Genomic DNA, 753 nt, shown 5'->3' with positions numbered 1-753 from the left:
CGGTCTCATGCGCCAGGGCCTCGGCCCGGCCGGTCTGGCTGGCATAGGCCACCAGCACCGGCGCGCCCTGCTGGCTGCCCGCTTGCAGCGCGAGCTGCTCCTGGCGCTCAGCCCGGCGCTGGCGCCACAAACGCCCTGCAATGCCGGCACACAGCAGCGCATACCCCGTCACCAAGCCTGCTGCGCCTGCCATCCGCGCAGGGCTTGCTATCCAATCGATCATCACTGCATGCTGCCTGCAAAACGCTGCTGCCAGGCCGGCGTCATGCGGCGCAGGCCTGGCAGCTGCCCGGCGTCGGGATGGGTGTGGAATACCGCCGCCAGCTGCTGCTGCAGCGCAAACTGCCATCCCGCCTCGGGGCCCAGCACCGTGAGCACGGTGGCCAGCGCATCGGCATGCATGCATTCGTCGTGGTAGACGGTGACGCTGCTCAGTGCATGGGCCACCGCTTGGCCGGTACGCGGATCCAAGCTGTGCGAAAAGCGCCGGCCCCCATGCATGAACACATGCCAGTGGTCGCCCGAGCTGGCCAGCGCGCCATCGCCCAGCGGAACCACCAGCGGTTCATCACCGGCAACGCCCGCCACGGCTACACGCCAAGGCTGGCCGCCGGGTTTCTGGCCCCAGGCCCTAATCTCTCCGCCAATCTCCAGCAGCGCATGCTGCCAGCCGGCAGCGCGCAAGCGCTCGGCCACCCAGTCGACGGCATAGCCCTTGGCGATGCCGCTCAGGTCCAGCTGCAGGCCACCGGG

General features: G+C 69.6%; 1 protein-coding gene and 1 pseudogene. Both read right to left on the bottom strand.

Annotation, left to right across the window (positions count from 1 at the left end; translation table 11 throughout):
* Positions 1–193: pseudogene (locus H928_RS0119345) on the bottom strand (oxidoreductase); the annotation flags it as partial.
* A gap of 29 nt (positions 194–222) precedes the next feature.
* Positions 223–753 (bottom strand): FAD:protein FMN transferase (locus H928_RS33645; protein WP_239645021.1); only part of this gene is annotated, 531 nt, incomplete at its 5' end.

This window comes from Comamonas sp. B-9 (assembly GCF_000410635.1).
Classification (GTDB): domain Bacteria; phylum Pseudomonadota; class Gammaproteobacteria; order Burkholderiales; family Burkholderiaceae_C; genus Comamonas.
Note: the sequence above shows the minus strand (reverse complement) of the source record. Positions and strands in the feature narration are given on the sequence as shown.